Origin of the sequence: Motilibacter peucedani, assembly GCF_003634695.1 — a bacterium.
In the GTDB taxonomy this organism is placed as follows: Bacteria; Actinomycetota; Actinomycetes; order Motilibacterales; family Motilibacteraceae; genus Motilibacter; species Motilibacter peucedani.
Window position 1 is genome coordinate 475,830 of record NZ_RBWV01000010.1, and the last position, 19,717, is coordinate 495,546.

The following is a 19,717-nucleotide window of genomic DNA, read 5'->3' on the forward strand; positions in this document are numbered from 1 at the left end:
CTCACACCTCGCCGTCTCGCGCCTCCTGGACGGCGCTCGCGGCGTTGACGAGCGCGAGGTGGCTCAGCGCCTGCGGGGTGTTGCCGACCGCCTCGCCCGTCGCCGGGTCGACCATCTCGGCGAGCAGCCCGAACGACCGCGTCCGCTCGAGCGTGCGCTCCATCAGGGAGGCAGCCCGCTCGACCGAGCCGGTGAGGGCGAGCGCCTCCACCGTCCAGAACGAGCAGGCGAGGAACGCCGCCTCCTCCTCGCGCATGCCGGAGTAGCGGTAGACGAACGGGTCCTCGCCGAGCTCGTCGAGCACCGCCTCGACCGTCGAGCGCATCCGCTCGTCGCGGTCGAAGCCGTAGCGGGCGCCGAGCAGCACGCCGGCGTCGAGCGCGTCGCTGCCGGCGTAGAAGGTGTAGGACTGCCGCGCCTCGGACCAGCAGTGCTCCTCGACCCAGGCGCGCACCCGGTCGGCCTCCATCGCCCACCGGCGCGAGTCGCCCTCGAGCTGGCCGAGGTCGGCGAGCCGGCATGCCCGGTCGAGCGCCTGCCAGCAGCTCATCTTCGACAGCGTGTAGTGCTGCTCGTCGTGGAGCTCCCAGATGCCGGCGTCCCGACGCTGCCAGAGGTCGCAGCAGCGGTCGGCGAGGGCGGCGAGGCGCCGGCGCGTGCGCAGGTCGAGCACGTGCCCGCGCTGCACGCAGAGGAACACCATCTGGAACAGGTCGCCGTAGGGGCCGAGCTGCAGCTGCTCGGCGGCGTCGTTGCCGTAGGTGACCGGCCGGCTGTGGAGGTAGCCCGGCACGTCGCGCGTGTGCGAGCCGGAGGGCAGGCTCCCGTCGAGCGCGTAGAACGGGCGCAGCTGCGGGCCGTGCCGGTCGACGGTGGCCAGCAGCCAGGCCAGCGAGGCGTGGATCTCCTCGTCGAGGCCCATGCGCACGAAGGCGTCGAGGGTGTAGGCAGCGTCGCGCACCCAGCTGTAGCGGTAGTCCCAGTTCTTCGTGCCGCCCGGCCGCTCCGGGAGCGAGGTCGTCGCCGCCGCGGCGAGCGCGCCGCTGGGTGCGTAGACCAGCAGCTTGAGCGCGAGGGCGCTGCGGCGTACGTCGGCCTCCCACGGGCCGTCCCAGTGCAGGGTGCGCGACCAGTCGCGCCATCCTTCGGCCGTGCGCTCGATGCGCGCCTCGACGTCCTCGAGCGGCGGCAGCGGCAGCGGCTCTCGCTCGGTCGCCACGACTGCGAGCACGCCGGTCGCGCCGGCCGTCGCGGTCCAGCGGCCCGACACGCTGCGCGGACCGGTGACGGGCTCGCCGACGCCGCGGGTGCGTACGCCGATGGTGAGGTCGTCGAGGTGCAGCAGGCCGTCGGCGTCGCTCCAGGGCGAGAGCGTGCCGAGCGCGGTGCCGGGCGCCACCTCCCACGCCATCTCGACCTCGCCGTCGAGCCCCTCGACGCGGCGGGCGAGCTCCGACCACGGCAGCCGGCCGGCGACACCGGTGCAGACGGCGTCGGTCACCCGCACCGAGCCGCTCGGCGTCGTGAAGACGGTCTCGACCACGTTGGTGCCCTCGAGGTAGCGCCGCTCGACCTCGAACTCGCCCACCGGGTGCAGCAGCACCGCGCCGCCCTCGGCGGGGTCGAGCAGCGCGGCGAACGCCGGCGGCGAGTTGAGGTCGGGAAGCGGCCACCAGTCGACCGCGCCGTCGAGGGCCACCAGGGCGACCGAGCGCCCGTCGCCGATGCCGGAGTAGTCGCCGACCGGCGCGTAGCCCTCGACCCGGCGCGGTCGTCGCCTGTCGCTCACGGGGTCGGCATGCCCCCGGTGACCGAGAGGGTCTCGCCGACGACGTAGCTCGACTCCTGGCTGGCGAGGAAGACGTACGGCGCGGCCAGCTCGGCGGGCTGGCCGGCCCGGCCGAGCGGGGTCTGCGCACCGAACTCCGGCAGCTTGTCCGGCGGCTGGCCGCCGGCGGTCTGCAGCGGGGTCCACACCGGCCCGGGCGCGACCACGTTGACGCGGATGCCCTTCGGGCCGAGCTGCTGTGCCAGCGCCTTGCTGAAGGTGTTGATCGCCGACTTCGTCGAGGCGTAGTCGACCAGCGTGGGCGACGGGGAGTACGCCTGCACGGAGGAGGTGTTGATGATCGAGGAGCCCGCCGGCAGGTGCGGCAGCGCGGCCTTGATGATCCAGAACATCGCGTAGACGTTGGTCTTGTAGGTCTCGTCGAACTGCTCGGTCGTGATGTCGGTGAGCGACTCGGCGAACTGCTGCTTGCCGCCCACGTTGACCACGACGTCGAGGCCGCCGAGCGCCTCGACCGCCTGCGCCACCAGCGACGTGCAGTAGGCCTCGTCGACCAGGTCGCCCGGCAGCGCGACCGCCTTGCGGCCCGCGGCCTCGATGAGCGCGACCACCTCGTCGGCGTCGGCCTGCTCCTCGGGCAGGTAGGACAGCACCACGTCGGCGCCCTCGCGCGCGTAGGCGATCGCCACCGCCCGCCCGATGCCGCTGTCGGCGCCGGTCACCAGCGCCTTGCGCCCCTCGAGCCGGCCGGTGCCGCGGTAGGTCTGCTCGCCGTGGTCGGGCTCGGGGTCCATCTTCAGGGCGAGCCCAGGGCCGTCCTGGGTCTGCTCCTCGAAGGTGGGCTGGGCGTACTGCGTCGTCGGGTCCTGGAAGGTGTACTGGTCGCTCACGGGCGTGCTCCACTGGCAGGTCGGGGTCCGGTGAGGACTCCCTGCCCCGCGGCGCACCGCAGCATGCAGCGGGGGACTAGCGGGTGAACTCAGCCAGCGCCCGCTCGGCCTCGGCCAGCCACGAGCGGCGGGCCTCCAGCGAGGCCTCGGCGTCGGCGAGCTCGCGCTCCTTGCCCGCGGCGCGCGCCTTCTCGGCCTTGGTCTCGAGCTGCGAGATCGCCTGCTGCAGCATGCTCACCGCGGCCTCGGCACGAGCCCGCGCCTCGGGGTTGGTGCGCCGCCACTCGTCCTGCTCGGCGTCGCGCACGGCGTCCTCGACCCGGCGCAGCCGGCCCTCCACGCGGTCGCGGTCGCCGCGGGGCACGTGCCCGACCGACTCCCAGCGCTCGGCGATGCCGCGCAGCGCGCGCCGCGCCGCCTTGTGGTCGGTGATCGGCAGCAGCGCCTCGGCCTCGGCCGCCAGCGCCTCCTTCTGCTCGAGGTTGACCTTCTGGTCCGAGTCGCGCTCGTCGAACACCGCGTTGCGGGCTGCGAAGAACGCGTCCTGCGCCGCGCGGAACCGCTGCCACAGCGACTCCTCGTCGTCGCGGCCGGCCCGCCCGGCCGCCTTCCAGCGGCTCATCAGGTCGCGGTAGGCACCGGCGGTCGGGCCCCACTCCGTGGACCCGGAGAGCTCCTCGGCCTGCCGGACCAGCTCCTCCTTGCGCGCCTTGGCCTCGCCGCGCTCGGCGTCGAGGGTCGCGAAGTGCTGGCGGCGCACCTTGTCGAACGCCGAGCGCGCGGCGCTGAAGCGCTTCCAGAGCTCGTCGTCGGTGCGGCGGTCGAGCCGCGGCGCCTTCTTCCACTCCTCGAGCAGCGCGCGGAAGCGGTCGCCGGTGGCCTTCCACGCCGTCGAGGTCGCGAGCGACTCCGACTCGGCGACGATGCGCTCCTTGTCGACGCGAGCGGCTTCACGGGCCTGGGCCTTGGCCGCATCGGCCTCGACCTGCTTCTCCGCGGCCGTGGCGGCCAGCGCGTCGAGCCGGGTGCCGAGGCCGGCGAGGTCGCCGACGGCGTTGGCGGTGGACACGGAGGTGCGCAGCCGCTCGACCGAGCTCGCGACGTCCTTGGCGGGCACCTCGGCCTTGCGGACGCGCTGCTCGAGCAGCGAGACCTCGGCGGCGAGCGCGTCGTACTTGCGGGAGAAGTAGGCGAGCGCCTCCTCCGGCGTCGCGCCGGGGTAGGAGCCGACGGCGCGCTCGTCGTCGCCGACGCGTACGTAGACGGTGCCGTCCTCGGCGACGCGCCCGAACTCGCTGGTGGCCATGGCTAGCCCGCCTTCTTCACGGTGACCGTCTGGAGCACGACCGGCTGGTTCGGCTTGCCGTCGCCCTCGCCGTTGGAGCTGTCGCTGCCGGCGCCGGCGACCTTGGTGAGGACGTCGAGGCCCTTGGTGATCGTGCCGAAGACGGAGTAGTTGGGCCCCAGCGTGGAGTCCTTGTAGACCAGGAAGAACTGGCTGCCGTTGGTGCCGGGGCCGCTGTTGGCCATCGCCACCGTGCCGGCCTTGTAGACGGTGCTCGTCTTGGCCGGGAGGTTCTCGTCGGGGAAGGAGTAGCCGGGCGTGCCGCTGCCGGTCGCGCTCGGGTCGCCGCACTGCAGGACGTAGATGCCCGAGGTCGTGAGCCGGTGGCAGGCGGTGCCGTCGAAGTACTTCTTGCCCGCGAGGAACGCGAAGGAGTTGACCGTGCGCGGCGCCTTGGCGCCGTCGAGGGTCAGCACGACGTCGCCGCAGTTGGTGGCGAGCGTGGCGGTGTAGGAGGTCTTGGCGACCGTGAGCGCCGGCTCCTTCGAGAAGCTGGGCTTCTCGACCGCCTTGGCCGTCGCGTCGGTGCAGCCCGCGACCGGGATGGCCACCGGCGGCGCCGAGGACTCGGTGCTGGTGCTGGCCTGGGGGCTGCTGACCGCGCCGGCCGCACCGGTGTCGTCGTCGCCGCCGTCGCGGACGAGGAAGCCGATGAAGGCGACGCCCGCCAGCACGGCCACGACCGCGACCACCGCGCCGAGCACCTGCTGGCGCTGGCGCCGCCGGGCCCGCTGCTGGGCGCGGCGCTGCTGCTGACGCACGTAGCGCTCGCGGGCGAGCTGGCGTTCCCTCTTGCTGCTCCCGGCCAAGGCCAGGCCTCCTCGCGGGGTGAGGTCCGTCGTCGACGGCCCGCGGGGTCGACCCCACGGGCCCGGACAGTCTAGGCAGGGCCGGTAGGCTCGTCGGCGCCCAGGTCAGGACTCCACCCCGTCTGATCCTCTCTCGCCCGCACACACCGCCGGAGGCTCGCGTGCTCGTCGCCGGTCTCCCGGCCGCGGCCTTCGGCACCAACTGCTGGGTCCTGGCCCCCGCGCCGGGCGAGCAGTGCCTCGTGGTCGACCCGGGCGTCGGGGTCGTGCCCGGGCTCGAGGACGTGCTGGCCGAGCACCGGCTGCGCCCGGCCGCCGTGCTGCTGACCCACGGCCACGTCGACCACACGTTCTCGGTACGCCCGGTCTGCGGGGCGCGCGGCATCCCCGCCTACCTCGACCCGGCCGACACCTACCTGCTCGAGGACCCGTTCGGGTCCATCAGCGCCGGCACCCTCGAGGCCTTCCGCGCCGCAGGGCTCGAGTGGTCCGAGCCCGACGACGTGCGCCCGCTCGAGGACGGCGGGGTCCTGGAGCTGGCCGGCCTGCGCCTGACCGTCACGTCCGCGCCGGGCCACACACCGGGCTCCGTGCTCTTCTCGGCCACCAGCGAGGCCGGCGAGCCGCTCACTCTGACCGGTGACGTCCTCTTCAAGGGCTCCATCGGGCGCACGGACCTGGCCGGTGGCAGCGGCGAGCAGATGTCCCTCACCCTGCGACATCGGGTGCTGAGCCTGCCCGACGAGACGCTCGTGCTGCCGGGCCACGGCCCCACCACGAGCATCGGCGACGAGCGCCGCACCAACCCCTACCTGCGAGAGCTCCAGGAGCACCCAGCCTGATGTCCACCCTGCAAGCCCCCAAGGGCGTGGCGGAGTACGTCCCGCCCGCCTCCAGCACGTGGCTGGCGGTCCGCGAGGCGCTGGCCGAGCCGGCCCGTCGCGCCGGCTACGGCTACGTCGAGCTGCCCGTCTTCGAGGACACCGCGCTGTTCGTGCGCGGCGTCGGCGAGTCCACAGACGTCGTCAGCAAGGAGATGTACACCTTCGACGACCGCGGCGGCCGCTCGATCAGCCTGCGGCCCGAGGGCACCGCGGGCGTCATCCGCGCGGTCATCGAGCACGGGCTCGACCGCGGCCAGCTGCCGGTCAAGCTGCGCTACGCCGGCCCGTTCTTCCGCGCCGAGCGCCCGCAGGCCGGGCGCTACCGCCAGTTCTCCCAGGTCGGTGTCGAGGCCGTCGGCAGCGACGACCCCGCACTGGACGCCGAGGTCGTGGCCATCGGCGACGAGGCCTTCCGCTCGCTGGGGCTGACCGGCTACCGGCTCGAGCTCACCAGCCTCGGCGACGCGCGCTGCCGCCCGGCCTACCGCGAGGCGCTGCTCGGCTTCCTGCGCGGGCTGCCGCTCGACGAGGCGACCCGGGCGCGCGCCGAGGCCAACCCGCTGCGCGTCCTCGACGACAAGCGCCCCGAGGTGCAGGCGCTGGTGGCCGACGCCCCGATCATGCTCGACGCCCTGTGCGACGACTGCGCCGCGCACTTCGCGCAGGTGCGGGCCCACCTCGACGCTCTCGGCGTCGCCTACGTCGTCAACCCCCGCATGGTCCGCGGGCTCGACTACTACACCCGCACGACCTTCGAGTTCGTCCACCCCGGTCTCGGCTCGCAGTCGGGCATCGGCGGCGGCGGGCGCTACGACGGGCTGATGCAGGAGCTCGGCGGCCAGCCGCTCTCGGGCATCGGCTTCGGGCTCGGGGTGGACCGCGCCCTGCTGGCCTGCCAGGCCGAGGGGCTCGCCGTCGGCGACGAGGCGCGCGTCGACGCCTTCGTCGTGCCGCTCGGCGCCGAGGCCAAGCGCACCGCCGTCGTGCTCGCCGGGCGCCTGCGCGCCGCCGGCGTCCGCGTCGACCTCGCCTACGGCGACCGCGGCCTGAAGGGCGCCATGAAGGCCGCCGACCGCAGCGGCGCCCGGCTCGCCGTCGTGCTGGGCGAGCGCGACCTCGCCGCCGGGGAGGCGCAGGTCAAGGACCTCGGCACCGGCGACCAGACCGCGGTCGCGCTCGACGAGCTCGCCGAACGCGTACGCGACGCGCTCTCGCGCCCCAGCAGCAGCACCGCACCCCGCACCACCGAGGAAGGCACCCAGTGATCCGCACCCACGAGGCAGGCACGCTCCGCGCCGAGCACGCCGGCACCACCGTCACGCTGGCCGGCTGGGTCGCCCGCCGGCGCGACCACGGCGGCGTCGCGTTCCTCGACCTGCGCGACGCCTCGGGCATCGTGCAGGTCGTCGTGCGCGAGTCCGAGGTCGCCCACGACCTGCGCGCCGAGTACTGCGTCAAGGTCGTCGGCGAGGTGCGCCTGCGCCCCGGCGGCAACGAGAACCCCGACCTGCCGACCGGCGCCGTCGAGGTGGTCACCAGCTCGCTCGAGGTGCTCTCCGCCGCGGCGCCGCTGCCGTTCCAGCTCGACGACCAGCTCAACGTCAACGACGAGACCCGGCTGCGCTACCGCTACCTCGACCTGCGCCGCAAGGGCCCTGCCCACGCCCTGCGGCTGCGCAGCGAGATGAGCCGGCTCGCCCGCGAGCTGCTCGCCGAGCGCCGCTTCGTCGAGGTCGAGACCCCGACGCTCACCCGCTCGACGCCCGAGGGTGCGCGCGACTTCCTGGTGCCCGTACGCCTGCAGCCCGGCAGCTGGTACGCCCTGCCGCAGTCGCCGCAGCTGTTCAAGCAGTTGCTCATGGTCGGCGGGCTCGAGCGCTACTACCAGATCGCGCGGTGCTACCGCGACGAGGACTTCCGCGCCGACCGGCAGCCGGAGTTCACCCAGCTCGACATCGAGATGAGCTTCGTCGAGCAGGACGACGTCCTCGAGCTGGGCGAGGCGATCGTCCGTGCGCTGTGGAAGGGCACGCTCGGCGTCGAGCTCGGCGACATCCCGCACATGACCTACGCCGACGCCATGACCCGCTACGGCACCGACAAGCCCGACCTGCGCTTCGGGCTCGAGCTGGTCGACCTCACCTCCTACTTCGCCGAGACGCCGTTCCGGGTCTTCCAGGCCGAGCACGTCGGCGCGGTCGTGATGCCGGGCGGCGGCTCGCAGCCCCGCAAGACCTTCGACGCGTGGCAGGAGTGGGCCAAGCAGCGCGGCGCGCGGGGCCTGGCCTACGTCACCTTCGGCCCCGACGGCGAGCTCGGCGGCCCGGTGGCCAAGAACCTCTCGGAGAGCGAGCGCGACGGCCTGCGCGAGGCCGTCGGCGCGGAGCCGGGCGACTGCGCCTTCTTCGGCGCCGGTGCGCGCCCCGACGCGCTGGCCCTGCTGGGCGCCGCGCGCCTCGAGATCGCGCGCCGCGGCGGGCTCGTCGACGACTCGCTGGCGCCCGAGGACCAGACCTGGAAGTTCCTGTGGGTCGTCGACGCGCCGATGTTCGAGAAGACCGACGAAGGCGGGTGGACCGCGGTGCACCACCCGTTCACCTCGCCCAACGCCGAGTGGCTCGACCGGTTCGAGGACGCGCCCGACCAGGCGCTCGCCTACGCCTACGACATCGTCTGCAACGGCAACGAGATCGGCGGCGGCTCGATCCGCATCCACCGCGGCGACGTCCAGCGCCGGGTCTTCGACCTGCTGGGCATCTCGAGCGAGGAGGCCGACGACAAGTTCGGCTTCCTGCTGCAGGCCTTCGCCTTCGGCCCGCCGCCGCACGGCGGCATCGCCTTCGGCTGGGACCGCATCGCCATGCTGCTCGCCGGGGCCGAGTCGCTGCGCGAGGTCATCGCCTTCCCCAAGACCGGAGCCGGCTACGACCCGCTCACGAGCGCGCCCACTCCCATCACGCCGCAGCAGCGCAAGGAGGCCGGCATCGACGCCGTGCCCGGGGGTGAGGCTGCAGCCGCGCGCGGGTAGGAGCCGAAGAGGTCGAGACGACGGAGACGAGACCAGGCGAAGGGCGGGTGGTGGCGGCGTGGGGTGGAGCAGGTCCGGCTTACGCGTCACGCGCGCGCTCGGAGCTGCTCACCGGGGCCGTCGCCGTGCTCGGCACGATCGTGGCGACGGCGGTGGCCCTGCTCGTCGCGTTCCGCGTCGACCGGCCGCACCCCGACGGCCCGCTCGCGACGGTGCTGTTCACCTTCGCGGTGCTGGGCTCGCTGGTCTCGGGTGGCCTGCTGTGGTGGCGGGCCGCGGTCGTCGACAGCGGCCGGCTGGGCTGGCTGGCCGCCGTCTACCTCGCTGACGGGCTGCTCCTGGCGGTCCGCACCTTCTCCTCGACCGGCGGCAGCGAACGCTTCCCGATCCCGACGGGCGGCCAGGCGCTGAGCAGCGTGCTCACCGCGTACGCGCTGGCCGGCGGCACGCTGCTGGCAGGCCGCTCGGCACCCTTCCGGGCGCTCCCGCGCGCGCTCGCCGTCGCCGGCGTGGTCGGCCTGGGCGCGCTGCTGCTCGCCAGCCGCAACGGGCTGGTGACGGCGTACTCCGCGAGCGGGCACATGGACGCTCTGCTGCGGCTGCTGTGGGTCGCCGGGACGGTGCTCATGGTCGTGGCCGTGTGGCGCTTCTGGACGGTGGTCGGCAGCCAGGTGGCGGTCGACTGGACGCTGCGCTGGCCGCTGGTCAGCCTGGTGGTGGCGCTGGTCTCGGTCGTCACGCGCGCAGTCTCCCTGCGCCTCTACGACGCAGCGTGGTGGACCGCGGCCGCGATGCAGGCCACCACCGGCGTGGTCCTGCTCGTCGGCCTGGTCATCGGGTCGACGCGCCTGCTGCACCAGCTCGAAGGCTTCACCGAGGGGCTCGCCGTGGGCCTGGAGAACGAGGTCCGGCGGGCAGGGTCGGGCGACGCGGTGCTGCTCCAGGACGTCGACGAGCTCGCCGACCAGCCCGCCGGTGAGCGGCCCCTGCGCCGGTCCGACGATGCGGTCGCCGACCTGCTTTCCGGTCGCGAGCTCGAGGTCGTGCTCCAGGCGGTCGTCGACCTGCGCACGGGCGGGGTCACCGGCGTCGAGGCCCTCTCGCGCATCAGCGGGCCCGCGAGCTCACCGGCGCAGTTCTTCGCCGACGCCGCAGCCGCCGGGGTCAGCCGCGAGGCGGAGCTCCTGGCGGTGCGCCGCGCGCTCGACCTGCTGCCCGAGCTGCCGGGCACCGCGTGGCTGGCGCTCAACGTCTCGCCCGCCACGGCGGCGAGCCCCGAGCTGGCCGCGGTGCTGCGCGGCCACGACCGGCGCCGCATCGTCCTCGAGCTGACCGAGCACGCCGAGGTGGCCGAGTACGACGCGCTCGTCGACGCGCTCACCCGGCTGCGCGACGCCGGTGTGCGCGTCGCCGTCGACGACGCGGGCGCGGGGTTCTCGAGCTTCCGCCACGTCGTCCGGCTGCGCCCCCACATCGTCAAGCTGGACATGAGCCTGATCGCCGGCATCGACACCGACCCGGTGCGCCGGGCGCTGGTCGCCTCGCTGATCGGCTTCGTCAGCACCATCGGCTCGACCGTCATCGCCGAGGGCATCGAGACCCGCGCCGAGCTCGAGGTGCTCACGGCGCTGGGTGTGCGCCTCGGCCAGGGCTACCTGCTCGGGCGCCCCCGCCCGGCGCCCGAGGCGCTCGTCGTGACCCTGCCCGACACCGACGCGGCCCGACGGCTGGTCCGCCGGCCCTGAGGCGCTCGGTCCGGGGCTGTCGGCGCGCCGGGATACGGTCGCTGCCGTGAGCGGCATGGACCTCTTCAGCAGCGCCGGCGAGGACGTCGCGCGCGCCAACGCCCCGCTGGCGGTGCGCATGCGGCCGCGCTCGCTCGACGAGGTCGTCGGCCAGCAGGCGCTGGTGGGGCCGGGCACGCCGCTGCGGCGGCTGGCCGAGGGCGGTCAGGCGCCGTCGAGCCTGATCCTGTGGGGGCCGCCCGGCACCGGCAAGACCACCCTGGCCACGCTCGTCGCCCAGGCCGGCGGGCGCCACTTCGTGGAGCTCTCCGCGGTCATGGCGGGGGTCAAGGAGGTGCGGGCCGTCGTCGAGGACGCGCGCCGGCGTCTCGGCTCGAGCGGCCAGGAGACCGTGCTGTTCGTCGACGAGGTGCACCGCTTCTCGCGCACCCAGCAGGACGCGCTGCTGCCGAGCGTCGAGAACCGCTGGGTCGTGCTCGTGGCCGCGACGACCGAGAACCCCTACTTCAGCGTGGTGAGCCCGTTGCTCTCGCGCAGCCTCCTGCTGACGCTGCAGCCTCTGGGCGAGGACGACGTGCGCACGCTGGTGCGCCGCGCGGTCGACGACGAGCGCGGGCTCGGCGGCTCGGTGTCGCTCGACGAGGAGGCCGAGGAGCACCTGCTGCGGATCGCCGGCGGCGACGCCCGGCGCGCGCTGACCGCCCTGGAGGCGGCGGCCGCCTCGGTCACCGACGGCGCGCGGCGGGCCGGCGGCCGGCCCGTCATCGACGTCGCGACGCTGAGCCGCGCGGTCGACAAGGCGGCCGTGCGCTACGACAAGGCGGGCGACCAGCACTACGACGTCACCAGCGCGTTCATCAAGTCGATGCGCGGCTCCGACGTCGACGCCGCCCTGCACTACCTCGCCCGGATGATCGAGGCGGGGGAGGACCCCCGCTTCATCGCCCGGCGCATCGTCGTGCACGCCAGCGAGGACGTCGGCATGGCCGACCCCACCGTCATGCTCACCGCCGCCGCGGCGGCCGACGCGGTGCAGCTGCTCGGCATGCCCGAGGCGCGCATCCCGCTCGCCCAGGCGGTGATCGCGATCGCGACGGCCCCGAAGTCCAACGCCGTCGTGGTGGCCGTCGACGCCGCGCTGGCCGACGTGCGCAAGGGCCTCGCCGGCCCGGTGCCGCCGCACCTGCGCGACGCGCACTACGCGGGTGCCTCCCGGCTCGAGCACGGGTCGGGCTACCGCTACGCCCACGACTTCCCGCACGGCGTCGTCGAGCAGCAGTACCCCCCGGACCCGCTCGTGGGCCGCGACTACTACCGGCCCGGCACCACCGGCGCGGAGCGGGCGCTCGGGGAGCGGCTCGACCGGCTGCGCCGCGTCGTGCGCGGGCTGCCGCCGGCCGTCCCCAGCGAGCCCGCAGCGAGCGCCGGCGACGAGGGCTGACCGGGTAGGGTCGGGCACGACCCGGCGGCCGGCCGGGCCCGCCGTCTGAGGGGTTGTCGCACGTGGAGTCCGCCGAGATCGCGCGCCGCTGGCTGAGGTTCTTCGAGGAGCGCGGCCACACCGTGGTCCCCTCGGCCTCCCTCATCGCCGACGACCCCACGCTGCTGCTCGTCAACGCCGGCATGGTGCCGTTCAAGCCGTTCTTCCTCGGCGAGCAGGCGCCGCCCTACCCGCGTGCGACCAGCATCCAGAAGTGCGTGCGCACCCTCGACATCGACGAGGTCGGCAAGACCACCCGGCACGCCTCGTTCTTCCAGATGTGCGGCAACTTCTCCTTCGGCGACTACTTCAAGGAGCAGGCCATCCCCATGGCCTGGGAGCTGCTGACGCGCTCCCAGTCCGAGGGCGGCTTCGGGTTCCCCGAGGACCGGCTGTGGGTCACGGTGCTCCACGAGGACGACGAGTCGGCCGACCTGTGGCAGAAGACCGTCGGCGTCTCGCCCGAGCGCATCCAGCGCCGCGGCCCCAAGGACAACTACTGGCACATGGGCGTGCCCGGCCCCGGCGGCCCCTGCTCGGAGATCTACTTCGACCGCGGCCCCGAGCACGGCCGCGAGGGCGGTCCCGAGGCCGACGAGGAGCGCTACCTCGAGGTCTGGAACCTCGTCTTCATGCAGTACGAGCTCAGCTCGGTGCGCTCGAAGGTCGACTTCGACGTCCGCGGCGAGCTGCCGGCGCGCAACGTCGACACCGGCATGGGCCTCGAGCGCATGGCCACGCTGCTCCAGGGCGTCGACAACCTCTACGAGATCGACACGACCTGGCAGGTGCTCGACCGCGCGGCCGAGCTCGCCGGCAAGAAGTACGGCTCCGACACCCGCACCGACGTCGCGCTGCGCGTGGTCGCCGACCACGCGCGTACCGCGGTCATGCTCATCGGCGACGGCGTCGCGCCCGGCAACGAGGGCCGCGGCTACGTCCTGCGCCGCATGATGCGCCGCACCATCCGCAACATGCGCCTGCTCGGGGCGCCCGAGACGAGCATGGCCGAGCTGGTCGACGCCTCGATCGGCGCGATGGCGCCGCAGTACCCCGAGCTCGAGCGCGACCGCCAGCGCATCACGCAGCTCGCCGTGGCCGAGGAGGGCAGCTTCAACGCGACGCTGCGCTCGGGCACCGCGCGCTTCGAGAGCGCCGCCGTCGAGACCAAGGGCTCCGGGGCCGGCGTGCTGCCCGGGCACGAGGCGTTCCGCCTGCACGACACCTACGGCTTCCCGATCGACCTGACCCTCGAGATGGCCGAGGAGGAGGGGCTCACGGTCGACACCGAGGGCTTCCGCCGCCTCATGCAGGAGCAGCGCGAGCGGGCCCGGGCCGACGCGAAGGCCAAGAAGACCGGCCACGGCGACGTCAGCGTCTACCGCGAGGTGGCCGACCGCATCGGTCGCGCGGTCACCTTCACCGGCTACGACGAGGTCGTGGGCGAGGGCGTCGTCCGCGGCGTGCTGCGCGACGGCGTGTCCGTCCGCTCCGCCGACGAGGGCGACGTCGTCGAGATCGTGCTCGACCGCACGCCCTTCTACGCCGAGGGCGGCGGCCAGCTCGCCGACGCCGGCTACCTCCAGCTCGCCAACGGCGCGCAGGTCGAGGTCTACGACGTGCAGCAGCCGGTGCCCGGCGTCATCGTCCACCGCGGCAAGGTCATGGCCGGCGAGGCGCTCGTCGACATCGCCGCGCAGTCGACGGTCGACATCGAGCGCCGGCGGGCGATCTCGCGCGCCCACACGGCGACCCACATGGTCCACAAGGCGATCCGCGAGGCGCTCGGCGAGACCGCCACCCAGGCGGGCTCCGAGAACGCGCCGGGCCGCTTCCGCTTCGACTTCAGCGCCGCGGGCGCAGTGCCGCCCAGCGTCCTGCGCGACGTCGAGCAGCGGGTCAACGCGCTGCTCGCCGAGGACCTCCCCGTCTCCGCGGAGGTCATGACCCAGTCCGAGGCGGTCGCGAGCGGCGCGATGGCGCTCTTCGGCGAGAAGTACGGCGACGCCGTGCGCGTGGTCTCGGTCGGCGACTGGGCCCGGGAGCTCTGCGGCGGCACCCACGCCCAGCGCTCGGGCCAGCTCGGCCTCGTGACCCTGCTCGGCGAGTCCTCGATCGGCGCGGGCGTGCGGCGCATCGAGGCGCTGGTCGGTGCCGACGCCTACGACTTCCTCTCGCGCGAGCACGTGCTGCTCGCGCAGGTCTCCGAGATCGTCAAGGCCCGCCCCGAGGAGGCGCCCGAGCGCATCTCGGCCCTGGTCGAGCGGCTGCGCGACGCCGAGAAGGAGCTCGAGAAGATCCGCTCGGCGGCGGTCCTGCAGGCCGCGGGCTCGCTCGCCGCCAGCCCGACCGAGGTCTTCGGCGTCTCGGTCGTCACCAGCCGCGCCCCCGACGGCACGGGCGCCGACGACCTGCGCAAGCTGGTGCTCGACGTGCGCTCACGCCTCGGCGACGACCGCCCGGCCGTCGTCGCGGTGGCCGCGGTCAACGCCGGGCGCCCGGTCGTCGTCGTCGCGGTCAATGCGCGAGGGCGCGAGTGGCGCCTCAAGGCCGGCGCGCTGGTGCGCGTGGCGGCGCAGGTGCTCGGCGGCAACGGCGGCGGCAAGGACGACGTGGCCCAGGGCGGCGGCACCGACGCGAGCAAGGTGGCCGAGGCGCTCGCCGCGCTCGAGCACACCGTCGGCGCGACGGTGACGGGCTGAGCGGCGGGTCCGCCCCGGGCGTGCGCCTGGGGGTCGACGTCGGCAGCGTACGCATCGGCGTGGCGGTCAGCGACCCGCGCGGCACCGTCGCGGTGCCGCTCGAGACGGTCGCGCGGGCCAGCCGGCGCTCCGGCGCCGACCTCGCCCGCCTGCGCGAGCTGGTGCAGGAGTACGACGCGGTCGAGGTGGTCGTCGGGCTCCCGCTCTCGCTCTCGGGCGCCGAGGGCGCGGCGGCCGAGGCGGCCCGCGCGTTCGCGGTGCGGCTCGCGCGGGCGGTCGCACCCGTGCCCCTGCGGATGGTCGACGAGCGGCTCTCGACCGTCGCGGCGCACCGCGGGCTGCGCGCCGCTGGCGTGACCGAGCGCCAGGGACGTGGCAGAGTGGATGCTTCTGCGGCCGCGTTCCTCTTGCAGGCCGCCCTGGACGCCGGGCCGGCGCCCGCGCCCGACGATCCCGAGGTGGAGGCATGAGCACGACTCGAGAGGTCGGCCCCAGCCGACGCGACGACTCGTCGCGCAGCCGGCGCCCGGCCGAGGGCTACGACGGTCCGAGCGCGGGCGACCGCGTCAAGAACCTCGTCGCGGTGCTCGTCGCCGTGGCCATGCTGGCCGGCCTCGGCGGCGGTGCCTGGTACGCCGTGCACCGCACCTTCGGCGGCATCGGCAGCGTCACCAACGACTACGCCGGCGAGGGCACCAGCTCGACGGTCGTCATCAAGATCACCAAGGGCAACACCGCCGCCGACGTCGGGCGCACGCTGAAGGCCAAGGGCGTCACCAAGAGCGTGCAGGCCTTCGTCGACGCCGCCCGCGCCGACGACCGCTCCTCCGAGCTCCAACCGGGCAGCTACAAGCTGCACAAGCAGATGTCGGGCGCCGCCGCGTTCGCCGCGCTGCTCGACCCCAGCAGCAAGGCCGAGGTCAAGGTCGTCATCCCCGAGGGCCTGACCGTCGCCGAGATCGAGGCCAAGCTGGTCAAGCAGACCGGCATCGCCAAGAAGCAGTTCGACACCGCCCTCGCCAGCCCGAAGCTCGGCCTGCCCGACTACGCCAAGGGCAAGCCCGAGGGCTTGCTCTTCCCCGCCACCTACCTGTTCGACCCTGACTCGACCGCCCTGCAGGTGCTGCAGAAGATGGTCGGCCGGATGAAGCAGGAGGTCACCGCGCTCAAGCTCGACGCCGACGGCAAGGACCCCTACCGCACGATCACCATCGCCAGCATGCTGGAGAAGGAGGTCAACAACACCTCCGACTACGGCAAGGCGGCGCGGGTGGCGGAGAACCGGCTCGACCAGGGCATCGCCCTCGGCTTCGACTCGGCGCTGCACTACGACCTCGGCCAGGACGTGCAGCTGACGACCGACGTGATCGAGAACAAGGAACGGGACAACCCCTACAACCTGCGCCGTCGCGCCGGACTGCCGCCGACGCCCATCAGCAACCCCGGAGCAGCGACGCTCAAGGCCGCGCAGAACCCGACGCCGGGCGACTGGACCTACTTCCTGACGATCGACCCGAAGTCCGGCAAGACGCTGTTCTTCGACAACAACCGCGACTTCGTCAACGCCAAGATCAAGTACGGCATCGACTACTGATGCCGCGGGCCGCGGTCCTCGGGTCCCCGATCCGGCACTCGCTCTCCCCGGTGCTGCACCGCGCCGCCTACGCGGCGCTCGGGCTCGAGGGCTGGTCCTACGACGCCTGCGAGGTCGACGAGGCGAGGCTGCCCGGCTTCGTGGCGTCGCTCGGCGCCGAGTGGGCGGGGCTCTCGCTCACCATGCCGCTCAAGCGCGCCGTGCTGCCGCTGCTCGACGAGGCGAGCGAGGTCGTGCGCCAGACCGGGGCGGCCAACACGCTGGTGCTGCGCGGCGGACGCCGGGTCGGGGACAACACCGACGTGGCGGGCATCGCCGCAGCGCTCGCCGAGCGGGGCGCCGGCGTCCCCCAGCGTGCCGTCGTGCTCGGCGGGGGAGCGACCGCGGCGTCGGCGCTGGCGGCGCTCGCCGCGATGGGCGCCGGCCAGGTGACGCTGGTGACCCGGCGCCCGGCGTCGGCGCACGAGCTGGCCCCTGTGGCGGCGGCCGCGGGCGTACGCGCCGCCCCCGCCGCCTGGGACCCGCCCTCGGTCGCGACCCTCCTGGGCGGTGCCGACGTCGTCGTCGCCGCAGCGACGGCGGGTGCCGCCGACGGCGTCGCGGCGGCGCTGCGCGCGCCGGTCCGGGGGGTGCTCCTCGACGTCGTCTACGACCCGTGGCCGACCGCCCTGGCGGCAGCCTGGGAGCGCGCCGGGGGAGAGGTCGCGAGCGGGCTCGACCTGCTCGTGCACCAGGCGACGCACCAGGTGCTGGCGATGACCGGCGCGCAGGCCTCCACCGCCGCGCTCGTCGAGCCGATGCGTACGGCGGGGCTGGCAGCGCTCGCAGCCCGCGCGGGCTGACTGCTCAAGCCGGCGCCCCACCTGCCGATGCGGACGGTAGTCGCAGGAGCAGCGTGCCCTGTGCCCGACGCCAGGGAGGGACCTCGTGGAGCAGAGCCAGCCGGCCTCGGACCCCTCGGCGTACTCGTTCTTCGACGCTGCGCCCGCTGCGCCGTCGCTCGCACCGATCGCGCTCGAGCCGCTCGGCCTGGCACCGGCCACCACGCCCGTGCCCGCAGCCCGGCTCGCCGAGCCGGCGAGCGGTGCAGCTCAGCCCAGCGGCGGGCCGCTCGACCTGCACGAGCTGCTCGACCTCATGCTCGCCGCCGGCGCCTCGGACCTCCACCTGACCTCCGGCGCCTCCCCGGCGCTGCGCGTGCACGGCGTGCTCGAGCAGCGGCGCGACCTGCCGATGATGACGCCGCCCGTGCTCCAGCAGATGGTCTACAGCATGCTGACGCAGCGCCAGCGCGAGCGCTTCGAGCAGGTGTGGGAGCTCGACATGTCCTACAGCCTGCCGGGCCGGGCGCGGTTCCGCGTCAACGTCTACCGCCAGCGCGACTCCATCGGCGCGGCCTTCCGCCTCATCCCGTTCGAGATCCAGCGGCTCGAGACCCTCGGCGTGCCGCAGTCGATCGCCGAGTTCGCCGGCCTGCCCCGCGGCTTCGTCCTGGTGACCGGTCCGACCGGCTCCGGCAAGTCGACGACGCTGGCCTCGCTGGTCGACCTGGCCAACCGCACCCGCGAGGACCACATCCTCACCGTCGAGGACCCGATCGAGTTCCTCCACCGCCACCAGCGCTGCATCGTCAACCAGCGCGAGGTCGGCTCCGACACCCAGAGCTTCACCGCCGCGCTGAAGCACGCGCTGCGCCAGGACCCCGACATCGTCCTCGTGGGCGAGCTGCGCGACCTCGAGACCATCAGCGTCGCGCTCACGGCCGCCGAGACCGGCCACCTCGTCTTCGCCACCCTGCACACCCAGGACGCCGCGCAGACGATCGACCGCGTCATCGACGTCTTCCCGCCGCACCAGCAGCAGCAGGTGCGCGTCCAGCTCGCCGGTGCGCTGCAGGGCGTGGTGTCCCAGACGCTCGTGCCGCGCAGCGACGGCTCCGGCCGTGTGGTCGCCGCCGAGGTGCTGACCGTGACGCCTGCGATCCGCAACCTGATCCGCGAGGGCAAGACCCACCAGATCTACTCGGCCATGCAGGCGGGCGCCGCCCACGGCATGCAGACGATGGACCAGGCGCTCGCCGAGCTGGTGCGCCACAACGTCGTCAGCTACGAGACGGCGCTCACGAAGTGCCACCACGCGCAGGACTTCCAGCGGCTGACCGGCCGGGCCTGAGGGACGGGACCATGTCAACTCTCACCTTCGAGTACGTCGGCCGCGACACCGCCGGCAAGGCGGTCAAGGGCAAGGTCGAGGCGGACTCCGCCTCGTCCGCCGCCGGGCAGGTGCGCCAGCTCGGCGTCACCGCGTCGAGCATCACCGAGGCCAGCAGGACCGGGCTCAGCCGCGAGGTCAAGCTGCCGTCCTTCGGCGCCAAGGTGAAGCTCAAGGACCTCGCCGTCTTCTCACGGCAGTTCTCCACGATGATCAATTCGGGCCTCTCGCTGCTGCGTGCCCTGGTGATCCTCGAGAACCAGACCGAGAACGAGGAGCTGGCGAAGGTCCTCGGTCAGGTGCGCGCCGACGTCGAGACCGGTGTCTCGCTCTCGAGCGCGATGGGCAAGCACGTACGCATCTTCCCGCCGCTGATGGTCAACATGATCCGCGCCGGCGAGGTCGGCGGCTTCCTCGACTCCGTGCTCCTGCAGATCGCCGAGAACTTCGAGTCCGAGGTCAAGCTGCGGGGCAAGGTCAAGGCCGCGATGACCTACCCGGTCGTCGTCTTCGTCCTCTCGATCGTCATGTCGATCGGCATGCTGCTCTTCATCGTGCCGACCTTCTCGGGCATGTTCGCCTCGCTGGGCGGCACCCTGCCGCTCCCGACGCGCGTCCTCATGGCGATGAGCGCCTTCCTCAAGGTCGGCATCATCCCGCTGACGCTGCTGGCCGTCGGGTTCGCCGTCTTCATCGGCAAGGTGAAGCACACCGACCGCTTCCACGCCATCGTCGACCCGGTCAAGCTCAAGATGCCGGTGTTCGGGCCGCTGTTCCACAAGATCGCGCTGTCGCGGTTCTCGCGCAACCTCGGCACCATGCTGCGCTCCGGAGTGCCGATCCTGCAGGCGCTCGACATCGTCGCCGACACCACGGGCAACGTCGTCATCGGCGCCGGCGTGCGCGGCATCCAGGAGTCGGTGCGCCGTGGCGACTCGATCGCGAAGCCGCTCGAGCAGCACCCGGCGTTCCCCTCGATGATCGTGCAGATGCTCGCCGTCGGCGAGGACACCGGCGCGCTCGACTCGATGCTGCTGAAGATCAGCGACTTCTACGACCAGGAGGTCGAGGCGACCACCGAGTCGCTGACCGCCCTCATCGAGCCGCTGATGATCGCCTTCCTCGGCGCGGTGGTCGGCAGCATGATCGTGGGCCTCTACATGCCGATCTTCAAGATCTTCGACCTGGTGGGCAAGCAGGCCTGACGGGGGAGCGGGACAGGCGACAGGCCTGTTCCAGC

15 protein-coding genes are annotated in these 19,717 nt (G+C 73.6%); 11 read left to right on the forward strand and 4 right to left on the reverse strand.

The window, feature by feature from the left end:
* Position 1: 1 nt before the first annotated feature.
* The 4 genes from CLV35_RS07050 to CLV35_RS07065 all read right to left on the reverse strand — a co-directional run bounded on the left by CLV35_RS07050 (position 2) and on the right by CLV35_RS07065 (position 4,833).
* Complete coding sequence (locus tag CLV35_RS07050) at positions 2-1,789, reverse strand: glycoside hydrolase family 15 protein (RefSeq protein ID WP_121192736.1); 1,788 nt, start codon at positions 1,787-1,789, stop codon at positions 2-4.
* A complete protein-coding gene (locus CLV35_RS07055; protein WP_121192737.1) occupies positions 1,786-2,679 on the reverse strand; it encodes an SDR family oxidoreductase in 894 nt (297 codons plus the stop codon). Before CLV35_RS07055 ends, CLV35_RS07050 begins: the two co-directional genes overlap by 4 nt.
* A gap of 76 nt (positions 2,680-2,755) precedes the next feature.
* Complete coding sequence (locus CLV35_RS07060; RefSeq protein ID WP_121192738.1) at positions 2,756-3,985, reverse strand: DUF349 domain-containing protein; 1,230 nt, start codon at positions 3,983-3,985, stop codon at positions 2,756-2,758.
* Positions 3,986-3,987: 2 nt separating this feature from the next.
* On the reverse strand, positions 3,988-4,833 hold the full coding sequence (locus CLV35_RS07065; protein WP_121192739.1) for a peptidylprolyl isomerase: 846 nt from the start codon (positions 4,831-4,833) through the stop codon (positions 3,988-3,990).
* A gap of 161 nt (positions 4,834-4,994) precedes the next feature.
* Between CLV35_RS07065 and CLV35_RS07070 the strand changes: the two genes are divergently transcribed.
* From CLV35_RS07070 to CLV35_RS07120, 11 genes are all read left to right on the forward strand, one after another.
* A complete protein-coding gene (locus tag CLV35_RS07070) occupies positions 4,995-5,675 on the forward strand; it encodes an MBL fold metallo-hydrolase (protein ID WP_121192740.1) in 681 nt (226 codons plus the stop codon).
* Positions 5,675-6,982: a histidine--tRNA ligase gene (hisS, locus tag CLV35_RS07075; protein WP_121192741.1), complete on the forward strand. Its 1,308-nt coding sequence runs from the start codon at positions 5,675-5,677 to the stop codon at positions 6,980-6,982. Before CLV35_RS07070 ends, hisS begins: the two co-directional genes overlap by 1 nt.
* A complete protein-coding gene (aspS, locus tag CLV35_RS07080) occupies positions 6,979-8,745 on the forward strand; it encodes an aspartate--tRNA ligase (RefSeq protein ID WP_121192742.1) in 1,767 nt (588 codons plus the stop codon). The genes hisS and aspS overlap by 4 nt, the downstream gene beginning before the upstream one ends.
* Before the next feature lie 125 nt (positions 8,746-8,870).
* Positions 8,871-10,490, forward strand: coding sequence for an EAL domain-containing protein (locus tag CLV35_RS07085; RefSeq protein WP_147431903.1), 1,620 nt, complete (start codon positions 8,871-8,873; stop codon positions 10,488-10,490).
* A 55-nt stretch (positions 10,491-10,545) separates the two neighbouring features.
* Positions 10,546-11,931 (forward strand): replication-associated recombination protein A, encoded by a 1,386-nt coding sequence (locus CLV35_RS07090; RefSeq protein ID WP_121192744.1) that lies wholly within the window; start codon positions 10,546-10,548, stop codon positions 11,929-11,931.
* A 62-nt stretch (positions 11,932-11,993) separates the two neighbouring features.
* Positions 11,994-14,672 (forward strand): alanine--tRNA ligase, encoded by a 2,679-nt coding sequence (alaS, locus tag CLV35_RS07095; protein ID WP_121192745.1) that lies wholly within the window; start codon positions 11,994-11,996, stop codon positions 14,670-14,672.
* A 20-nt stretch (positions 14,673-14,692) separates the two neighbouring features.
* Positions 14,693-15,142 carry a Holliday junction resolvase RuvX gene (ruvX, locus tag CLV35_RS07100; RefSeq protein ID WP_231121569.1) on the forward strand — a complete coding sequence of 150 codons (450 nt, stop codon included), beginning with the start codon at positions 14,693-14,695 and terminating at the stop codon, positions 15,140-15,142.
* Positions 15,139-16,266, forward strand: coding sequence for an endolytic transglycosylase MltG (gene mltG, locus CLV35_RS07105; RefSeq protein WP_121192746.1), 1,128 nt, complete (start codon positions 15,139-15,141; stop codon positions 16,264-16,266). Before ruvX ends, mltG begins: the two co-directional genes overlap by 4 nt.
* A complete protein-coding gene (locus CLV35_RS07110; RefSeq protein ID WP_121192747.1) occupies positions 16,266-17,108 on the forward strand; it encodes a shikimate dehydrogenase in 843 nt (280 codons plus the stop codon). The genes mltG and CLV35_RS07110 overlap by 1 nt, the downstream gene beginning before the upstream one ends.
* An 85-nt stretch (positions 17,109-17,193) precedes the next feature.
* The gene (locus CLV35_RS07115; RefSeq protein ID WP_269203889.1) at positions 17,194-18,438 is read left to right on the forward strand and encodes a type IV pilus twitching motility protein PilT; all 1,245 of its coding nucleotides are present in this window, start codon (positions 17,194-17,196) and stop codon (positions 18,436-18,438) included.
* A gap of 11 nt (positions 18,439-18,449) precedes the next feature.
* Positions 18,450-19,682: a type II secretion system F family protein gene (locus CLV35_RS07120; protein WP_183061858.1), complete on the forward strand. Its 1,233-nt coding sequence runs from the start codon at positions 18,450-18,452 to the stop codon at positions 19,680-19,682.
* Positions 19,683-19,717 lie beyond the last annotated feature (35 nt).

What these genes read in the sequence shown, in the direction of transcription:
- CLV35_RS07120 (WP_183061858.1), top strand. Translation starts at nt 18,450, where the DNA reads ATGTCAACTCTCACCTTCGAGTACGTCGGCCGCGACACCGCCGGCAAG.
- mltG (WP_121192746.1), top strand. Translation starts at nt 15,139, where the DNA reads ATGAGCACGACTCGAGAGGTCGGCCCCAGCCGACGCGACGACTCGTCG.
- CLV35_RS07110 (WP_121192747.1), top strand. Translation starts at nt 16,266, where the DNA reads ATGCCGCGGGCCGCGGTCCTCGGGTCCCCGATCCGGCACTCGCTCTCC.
- CLV35_RS07060 (WP_121192738.1), bottom strand. Translation starts at nt 3,985, where the DNA reads ATGGCCACCAGCGAGTTCGGGCGCGTCGCCGAGGACGGCACCGTCTAC.
- hisS (WP_121192741.1), top strand. Translation starts at nt 5,675, where the DNA reads ATGTCCACCCTGCAAGCCCCCAAGGGCGTGGCGGAGTACGTCCCGCCC.
- CLV35_RS07090 (WP_121192744.1), top strand. Translation starts at nt 10,546, where the DNA reads ATGGACCTCTTCAGCAGCGCCGGCGAGGACGTCGCGCGCGCCAACGCC.